The sequence below is a fragment of the Pseudomonas defluvii genome (genome assembly GCF_001695625.1).
GTDB classification, from domain to species: Bacteria; Pseudomonadota; Gammaproteobacteria; order Pseudomonadales; family Pseudomonadaceae; genus Aquipseudomonas; species Aquipseudomonas defluvii.
The window spans coordinates 1-8,581 of record NZ_MBPN01000151.1; the positions used below are offsets into that span (position 1 = coordinate 1).

An 8,581-nucleotide genomic window follows, 5' to 3' on the forward strand; every position below is an offset into this window, starting at 1 on the left:
CGCTGAGAGCATCCTTGCCTACTTCGACCGGCCAGGAACCAGCAACGGTCCAACAGAAGCTATCAACGGGCGACTTGAGCACTTACGAGGTACCGCCTTGGGCTTTAGAAATTTAACCAATTACATAGCCAGGTGCTTGCTGAAGTCAGGAGGGTTTAGAAATCAGCTACACCCTTAAATGCGAAGAGCCGCTTTAGTGTTTCTTTCGCTTTCGGGTTTTGATTGGTCTTGCTCGGCCATGCTAGATAAATAGCAAAGTGCTCTTTTGTGTTTGGGTGCGGCCATAATAAGGCAGCTTTCGGCTAGTGCATATATTTTGGCGTCGTATAAGAATTGGCCGGTTCCATAGAGGATGTCGCTATCCATCGTGCTGTTGCAGTAATCGTTAGGTGCTGCGGTAGGGAGTAATGTTTGTAGCGATAGAGTGGGGAGTGTGCTGTTCAGGTCGGGCTCATCTGGTGTTGTTGAGCAGCCTGTGAGCAGCGTTGCTGTGATTAGCAATAGGAGGTTGTGGTTTTTCAAGTGGTATCCCAGGTCGGTGTTGGTCTTATTGTTGGTTGGTTTTTAGTGTGTCGTTGAGTGATTGAGTTGTCTGGAGGTACTACTAGCAAGTGCTGGGGGGCTGACTTGTATGAAAGTTTCCGATTTTTACACAGTGTACTCACCTCGGCATTCGTCAGTTTCCGCACTTCGCGTCAGGAATTTCACAGTCTGCTGTAGGTTTATTGCTTAATGCTTTGTAGTATTTTTCTGTAGCGACCTGGATGCTCTTTGTCACGCTGCACCATCCCTTGTGCAGCATGTGCGGTCATGGCGAGGTGTGCAGAACCCGTGTTGTAAACCGGGTTGCAGCCTGCGGTCAGGCTCGGTATGGTTCGCCCGTCGCTGACTCGTCAGCGAAAGTCACGGTCAATCCCGTGGCCGGGCGTAGGAACCCGTTGGATAACTTGGCGCACATCGCGTATCCATAGCGATTGCACGCATCTTTTTTGAGCGTGTGGTTCGCGTTATGGCGGCTGTGTGTGGGCAGGCTTCGGCCTGGCCGGGTTCCAAGTCTCCCGGTATTCCTACCCCATGCACAGCTGCCACCCAATCCCGTAGGAAGGATCGTGGCAGCTCCAGAGCAAACTTGGAGCCCATCATGCAGATATTCAGCCTCTCCCATCCCCACACCCTCATGCCCAACGCTTGCCCGCCAGCCAGGCAAGGCGGTGCCCAATGACGCCTGAAGAGCGGCAGAGGTTCGTTATTAGTACCGGCCGAGGTGCGTTGTTTCATGGCACTGGCGACGCAGCAAAGCAGGGCAAGTTGTTCGCTGTTGTGCCCGGTGTCGCCATGCCTGATGCGCTGGAGAGTGTGTCTGAATTGCTCGGTACGATGCAGGGCGTGCTGTATGACGCGGCGATGGGCGACGTGCCGCTGCAGGGCAATGCTGCCTGGCTGCTTCGGCATACCTTGAGCAGCGCCAAGGCGGTTGTGGATGCGTTGATCGAGGGTTGCGACGAGGCTTTTTAAGCCAAAGACAGTGCATGTTGCCAACGATGCAGGCGCTGCGAACGCACTGACACTCCACCGACGCCATCGCAGGCAAGCCAGCTCCAACAGAGCCCGCGCTAGCCTGTAGGAGCCGGGCTTGCCCGCGATGCAGACGCCGCGAACTCACGGACACCGCACCGAGGCCATCGCAGGCAAGCCTGCTCCAACAGGGGCCGCGCCATTTCTGTAGGAGCCGGGCTTGCCCGCGATGCAGGCGCCGCGCACTCACAGGCACCCCGCCGACGCCATCGCAGCATCTGCATACCTAATCCAAACGGCCGTGTTTTGATCGCGGTACGGCGCCATATCATGGCACGCTAAAGCGAGCGGCTTTAGGCGGTTATCGGTATGGTGGCGATAAGCCAAAAGGGAGTTGAGCTATGAAGCTTGGTCGGATGCAACGCGCTGTTCGTGTTCCCCTCGTGTGTGCAGTGCTGGCATTGATGATGCCGAGTGCTGCATTCAGTAGCCCACCCACCCCCAATGCGCTGGAGAGTGATCCGGCCAAAATGGGCTGGATGGTCGGGTCGCCACCCCCGCCCGAGCGTATTATTCGCTTCGAAGATGGCAGTTACTTCCAGTATCCGCAGTGGCGTTGGAGTGTCGCGCATTTCAGGGAGTTGATGCCGACGATTAATGTGTCGCGTGGCATTGGTGCACCCAACACGCTCGAGCGTGAGCTGCAGGCGGGTATTGATGAGGTAAGTTTTGTCCCGATGGGCAGCGACCGCCCGATGACCTGGCGCGATTCGTTGTTGGCGAACTACACCGATGGCATCGTTGTGCTGCACAAAGGGCGCGTTGTGTACGAGCGCTATTTCGGCGTATTGAAGCCAGAAGGGCAGCATGCAGGGATGTCGGTGACCAAGACGTTCATCGGCACGCTGGCGGCGATGATGGTGGCCGAGGGCACGCTTGACCCTGAGCGCAAGGTGGTTGAGTACGTGCCAGAGCTGGGCAAGTCGGCCTTTGGCAGTGCGACCGTGCGCCAGTTGATGGACATGACCGCGGGCATACGCTTCAGCGAGAACTACGCCGACCCCAAGGCTGAAGTATGGGCGCATGCTGCCGCCGGTAGCCCTCTGCCTAAGCCGAAAGACTACACCGGCCCGCGTTCGTACTATGAGTTCCTGCAAACCGTGCAGCCAGAAGGTGTTCACGGTGAGGCGTTCCATTACCGCACGGCCAATACCGATGCCTTGGGCTGGGTGTTGGCGCGGGTGAGTGGTAAAAACGTCGCGCAGCTGCTTTCCGAGCGTATCTGGAGCAAGCTTGGGGCGGAGCAGGATGCCTACATGACGGTCGACTCGACGGGTACGCCGTTTGCGGGTGGTGGTTTCAATGCGGGGCTGCGTGATTTGGCCCGGTTCGGTGAAATGATCCGCAACGAAGGGCGGTACAACGGGCAGCAGGTCGTGCCTAAGGCTGCCGTGGATGACATTCGCCGCGGTGCCAGCAAGGAGGCCTTTGCCAAGGCCGGCTACGCCACATTGGCCGGCTGGAGCTACCACGACATGTGGTGGAACACCCATAACGAGCATGGTGCATTCATGGCGCGAGGTGTCTATGGCCAGGCACTCTATGTTGATCCAAAGGCCGAGGTGGTGATCGCACGGTTCGCCAGCCATCCCGTCGCCGCCAACGCGGCCAACGATGCGACGTCGTTGCCGGCCTACCATGCCGTGGCCAAGTACCTGATGAGCCGGTAGGGTCAGGCCGCTATTCAATTGACGCTGCACCCTCTGTTGGGCAGTCTGGTGTCAGCGCCGTTGAATAACTCATAACACGTCGGAGCCCATTACCCCTCATGCCCGTTACCAGCCCCTCTCTCACGCTCGCCCTGCTACAGGCCCGCGAAGCAGCCATGGCGTTCTTTCGGCCATTGCTCAACCAGCACGGTTTCACCGAGCAGCAATGGCGGGTCATCCGCATTCTGCGTCAGCAGGGCGAGATGGAAAATTATCAGTTGGCGGAGCTGGCCTGCATTCTCAAACCGAGCATGACCGGCGTGCTGGGGCGTCTGGAGCGCGACGGTATCGTCAGCCGGCGCAAGCTTGTCCATGATCAGCGGCGGGTCATGATCAATCTGACGGCAAAGGGGCAGCAGTGCTTCGTGTCCATGATTGACGAGGTGGAGGCGAACTATCGGCGTATTCAGCAACAGATGGGCGAGGAGAAGCTGCAGCAACTGCTTGGCTTGCTGGAAGAGCTCAAGCAGATCAAGCCCTGAGTGTGTCGCACCTGCCCAGGGTTGCGGGCAGGCGCGCGTCAGGCTTAGAACAGTGCCAGGGTGTAGCCGAGGATGATGCGGTTTTCGTCGATTGCGGTTTTCAGGCCGTCACCGGAGCGGAAGGTCGCGTTGCGCAGGCGTATGTTCAGGCCTTTCAGTGAGCCGTCCTGGAAGGTGTAGACCAGGTCGGTATCGCGTTCCCACTCTGTGCCGCCCTGCACGGCGGCAGTCTCGACGTTCTTGGCGTTGACGTAGCGGGTCATGAAAGCCAGCCCGGGAATGCCCAGGCCCGCGAAGTCATAGTCGTAACGGGCTTGCCAGGCGTCGGTCTCGGCTTTGGTGAAGGCGTTGTAGGTCACCAGGTTGACCGAGTACGGGTCTACGCCTGGGAACGCGAAGTCGCCATCTCCCGACAGGTTCTGGTAGCCCAAACCGAATTTATGCGCACCCACCGCCAGGGTAGTCATGCCGTTGAAGAAGCGGTTGTCGATGTGCCCGCCATTGACCCGTGCCGCACTGCGAAAGCGTTTCTCGCCGTCTTCGCCGGTGCTGAAGTAGCGCAGGTCGGTTTTCAGGCTGACGCCTTCGCCCAGTTTCCAGGTGTGTACCAGGCCGGCGAAGTGCTGCTGGTAGATGTCTTCCATCTTGGCGAAGTAGTAGCTCGCCGTCAGGTTCGGGGTGAGGTTGTAGCTACCGCCGGCCAGGTCGAGGTGATCGCTTTCCACGCCGCCGTAGTTCATCTCATCGTTGCTGGATGAGTCGCGCAGGTTGATCTTGTCCAGGCGCCCAGCGTTGAGGGTCAGGCCGTCGATTTCCTGCGAGGTCAGCAGGCCGCCGGAGTAGGTGGAGGAGAGCAGGCGCGTGTCGTTATACGAGACTACGGGCAGAAGGGGCTGCAAGGTCCCCACCTTGAGCACGCTTTTCGATACCCGCAGTTTTGCGGTCATGCCCAGTTCGCTGTAGTTGTCTTCCGGCTCCAGGCTTTGCCGGCCATAGGGCAGCAGGCCGGTGTTGCGGCGGTCACGGCTGGAGTCGAGTTTGATCCCGACCTGGGCGAGTGCATCCACCCCAAAACCCACCGTGCCTTCGGTGAAGCCTGACTCGAAGCGGCCGGTCAAGCCTTGTGCCCACTCTTCGGCTTTGGCCTGAGGGGCATTGTCCTGGCGGAAGTCGCGGTTCATGTACATGTTGCGCGCTTCGATGCGTGCGGTGCTGTCACCGATGAAATCGGCCAGTGCGACGCCGCTGAAACTGCTGGCGATGGCACAGGAGAGCAGGGGCAGTGAGCCCAATTTCCTTATCATTATTGTTATCTCTAGGCATTTTTGTTTTTGGAGTGAAGGCCCCTTTGCGCGGTAGGGGCTTGCAGCTGAAAGTTAGCTACTTGTTAAGCTGTTAACAACATTTTTTTAGATTTTTAGCCGAAGGAGCTTCATTTGAAAAACAGAGTAATCATGCTAATTAACTGATTTTTAAGAGTTATTAAATTTTTTGTCGGGATTTTTGGTAGCTTCAGCTCATTTTCAGGCATGACGAGCCGGTTGATAAAATTAACCTGTTAACGTATCAATGCCTCCCATGCCGGCACGAACCACGGCTGCGCACACGACTACAAAAACAAAACGGAGCTACCACAATGAAGAAAATCAAAGCTGCCGCCCTGTGCATTGCGATGACAGGTGCCCTGTCTGCTCATGCCGAGACCTACACCCTCAAGGTCGCGCATTTCCTGCCGTCCACCTCCAACGCTCAGGTCAACATCATTCAGCCGTGGTGCGATCAGCTGCGCCAGGAATCCCAGGACCGCCTGCAATGCCAGCTCTATCCGTCGATGCAGTTGGGCGGCACGCCGGCCAAGCTCGCGGATATGGCCCGTAACGGGGTCGCCGATATCGTCTGGACCGGCCCGTCGTACTCCGCCGGCAAGTTCCCGCGGGTCGAGGCGCTGGAACTGCCGTTCGTGCTGCCTTATGGCGGCAAGGTTGGGAACCAGATCATCTGGGATTACTACGAGCAGTACGCCAAGGACGACTTCAAGGACTACAAGGTGCTGGTGATCCACGGTGACGGCGGCATGAGCCTGCACACGCGCGGCAAGGCGGTGCAGAACCTGGCGGATCTGACAGGCCTGAAGCTGCGTGCCTCCAGCCGTACCGCTGCCAAGACCATCGAAAGCCTGGGTGCCACTCCAGTCAGCATGCCGCCCGCGCAGATGACTGAAGCCATTTCCAAAGGTGTGGTGGATGGCGCCCTGGCGTCCTGGGAAGTGGTGCCGGCGACCAAGCTCAACGAAGTGACCCAGTACCACAGCGCCACGCCGGCCGGGCAGCCGGCCTTCGGTTACACCGTACTGGCCATGCTGATGAGCCAGCGCAAGTTCGACAGCCTGCCTAAAGACTTGCAGGCGATCATCGAGCGCAACAGCGGCAAGGCGTTGTCCGAACGCTTTGCCAACTCCTGGGACAACGCCATGGACCGCGCTCACGACGCCACCCCGGCCGAAGGTCTGGTCGAAATCAATGGTGCGGCCTACGCCGACATGCAGGCGGCGGCTGCGCCAGCGGTCGATCAATGGGTCAAGGAAGTGGCCGGCAAGGGGCTCGACGGCCAGGCGCTGGTGGACGGCGTGCGTAAGCTCTCCCGCGCAGCGCAGTAACCGCCCATGAACGAATCCTTGGACTTCAACGTCGCCTCGGACGTAACACAGGGGAGTGGCCGAAGGGCCTTGATGCAGCTGGCCCAGGGCTTTGCCCTGGCCGGCGGGCTGACGTTCATGGCATTGATCGGCATGTCGCTGGTTTCCATTGTCGGGCGCAAGCTGTTTTCGGCGCCGATCCGGGGGGACATGGAGTTGATGGAGGTGGGCGCCTCCTTTGCCATCGCTGCGTTCCTGCCGTTGTGCGAACTGCGCGGTCAGCACATCAAGGTCGACGCGCTGACCCAGTGGTTGCCAGCACGGGTGCGTGACCTGCTGGATGTGTTGGCACACCTGCTGTGCTGCGCCGTGGCGTGGATTATGGCCTGGCGCACCACACAGCAGATGTTCGACAACCATGAGAACGGCGATGTCACCACATTGCTGTCGTTCCCGCTGTGGATTCCGTTAATGCTGATCGTGCCTAGCCTGGTGCTATTGGGTGTGTGCGCGCTGGCGCGTATTGCCGACATTTTCCACCGTATGGGAGGTCGCGCATGAGCGGTCTGAGCCTGGGTCTGATTGCGCTGTCCATTACCATGGTGCTGTTGTTACTGCGTGTGCACATCGGCATCACCATGCTGATCGGTGGCGCGGCCTGTTTCTGGGCGGTGAACAACGGCGATCTGTCGAGCCTGTTGTTCACCCTCAATGATCTGGCCTATTCGCGCCTGTCCAACTACGACCTGGCGGTCATCCCGCTGTTTGTGATGATGGGCCAGTTCGCCACCCACGGTGGCCTGTCACGTTCGATCTTTCGCTGTGCGTCGGCGTTCATCGGCCACTGGAAGGGCGGCATGGGCATGTCGGCGATTGGTGCTTGCGCGGGTTTCGGGGCGATTTGCGGGTCGTCCCTGGCCACGGCAGCGACCATGAGCCATGTGGCATTGCCCGAGCTGCGCCGGCACAACTATTCCGGTCGTCTGGCGACCGCGACCGTTGCTGCCGGTGGCACCCTGGGTATCCTGATTCCGCCGTCTGTGCCGTTGATCATCTATGCCGTGCTGACCCAGGAATCGATCGCCAAGCTGTTTGTGGCGGCGATCGTGCCAGGGGTTGTTGCCATCATCGGTTACATGATCGTGTTGCGGATCATGGTCTCCCGTGACGAAAGCCAGGCCACGGTGTCGCCGAAGGCGACGCGGGTGGAGCGGCTCAAGGCGCTGGTTCAGGTGTCGCCAGTGATTGGCGTTTTCCTGGTGGTGATCGTCGGCATCTATGGTGGTTGGGCCAACCCTACCGAAGCGGCTTCGATCGGTGCGGCGGCCTGCGGCATCCTTGCGGTTCAGCAAGGCGGCATGCGCTGGGACGGTATTCGGGCGAGCCTGTTGGGTACAGCAGAAACCTCGGCGATGATTTTTCTCGTGCTGCTGGGCGCGGATCTGCTCAACTCCGGCCTGGCCCTGACCCAGATGCCTACGGAGTTAGCCGCGTGGGTGATCAACAGTGGTCTTGCGCCGATGCTGGTGCTGGTCGTCATCCTTGGCCTGTACCTGCTGCTGGGCTGTGTGATGGATTCGTTGGCGATGATTCTGCTGACCATCCCGATCTTCTATCCGATGATCATGGGCCTGGATTTTTATGGCCTGGACGCCTCGGAAAAATCGATCTGGTTTGGCATTCTGGCCTTGATGGTGGTGGAGATCGGGCTGATTCACCCTCCGCTGGGCATGAACCTGTTCATCGTCCAGCGCACCGCGCGCGACGTGCCTTACAGTGAAACCGCGATAGGTATCGTCCCGTTCCTGTGTTCGGACCTACTGCGCATTGTGTTGCTGGTCGCGTTCCCCGCTCTCAGCTTGTGGTTGTTGAGTTTCTAACGGCTACCTGTTGGCGCAGGCTTGCCTGCGATGGCTTCGGCGGGGTGTCAGTGAGTGCGCGGTGTTTGTATCGCGGGCAAGCCCGGTTCCTACAGCTTTGCGCGGGGTCTGTTGGAGCTGGCTTGCCTGCGATGGCTTCGGCGGGGTGTCAGTGAGTGCGCGGTGTTTGCATCGCGGGCAAGCCCGGTTCCTACAGCTTTGCGCGGGGTCTGTTGGAGCTGGCTTGCCTGCGATGGCGTCGGTGGGGTGTCAGCGAGTAAGCGGTGTTTGCATCGCGGGCAAGCCCGGCTCCTACAGGCT

The 8,581-nt window shown here is 59.3% G+C and carries 8 protein-coding genes; 7 read left to right on the forward strand and 1 reads right to left on the reverse strand.

Annotated elements, in window-relative coordinates; all coding sequences use genetic code 11:
* The 4 genes from EKA13_RS24635 to hpaR form a co-directional block, all read left to right on the forward strand.
* Positions 1–178 (forward strand): transposase (locus tag EKA13_RS24635; RefSeq protein ID WP_141685661.1); only part of this gene is annotated, 178 nt, incomplete at its 5' end.
* A gap of 1,040 nt (positions 179–1,218) precedes the next feature.
* Entirely contained in the window at positions 1,219–1,515 is a 297-nt protein-coding gene (locus tag EKA13_RS24640) for a DUF3077 domain-containing protein (protein WP_065761737.1), read from the forward strand.
* Positions 1,516–1,979: 464 nt separating this feature from the next.
* Positions 1,980–3,245: a serine hydrolase domain-containing protein gene (locus tag EKA13_RS24645; protein ID WP_245704406.1), complete on the forward strand. Its 1,266-nt coding sequence runs from the start codon at positions 1,980–1,982 to the stop codon at positions 3,243–3,245.
* Between the two features lie 98 nt (positions 3,246–3,343).
* Complete coding sequence (hpaR, locus tag EKA13_RS24650; RefSeq protein WP_065761738.1) at positions 3,344–3,766, forward strand: homoprotocatechuate degradation operon regulator HpaR; 423 nt, start codon at positions 3,344–3,346, stop codon at positions 3,764–3,766.
* Positions 3,767–3,810: 44 nt separating this feature from the next.
* On the opposite strand, the gene EKA13_RS24655 is transcribed toward hpaR, so the two are convergent.
* Positions 3,811–5,070, reverse strand: coding sequence for an OprD family porin (locus EKA13_RS24655; RefSeq protein ID WP_065761739.1), 1,260 nt, complete (start codon positions 5,068–5,070; stop codon positions 3,811–3,813).
* Positions 5,071–5,402: 332 nt separating this feature from the next.
* Here EKA13_RS24655 and EKA13_RS24660 point away from each other — a divergent pair, with 332 nt between their 5' ends.
* From EKA13_RS24660 to EKA13_RS24670, 3 genes are read left to right on the forward strand one after another with little or no spacing between them, the layout of a single operon-like run.
* Positions 5,403–6,422 (forward strand): TRAP transporter substrate-binding protein, encoded by a 1,020-nt coding sequence (locus tag EKA13_RS24660; protein WP_083199905.1) that lies wholly within the window; start codon positions 5,403–5,405, stop codon positions 6,420–6,422.
* A gap of 6 nt (positions 6,423–6,428) precedes the next feature.
* Complete coding sequence (locus EKA13_RS24665; protein WP_065761740.1) at positions 6,429–6,962, forward strand: TRAP transporter small permease; 534 nt, start codon at positions 6,429–6,431, stop codon at positions 6,960–6,962.
* Entirely contained in the window at positions 6,959–8,281 is a 1,323-nt protein-coding gene (locus EKA13_RS24670) for a TRAP transporter large permease (RefSeq protein WP_065761741.1), read from the forward strand. Before EKA13_RS24665 ends, EKA13_RS24670 begins: the two co-directional genes overlap by 4 nt.
* Positions 8,282–8,581 lie beyond the last annotated feature (300 nt).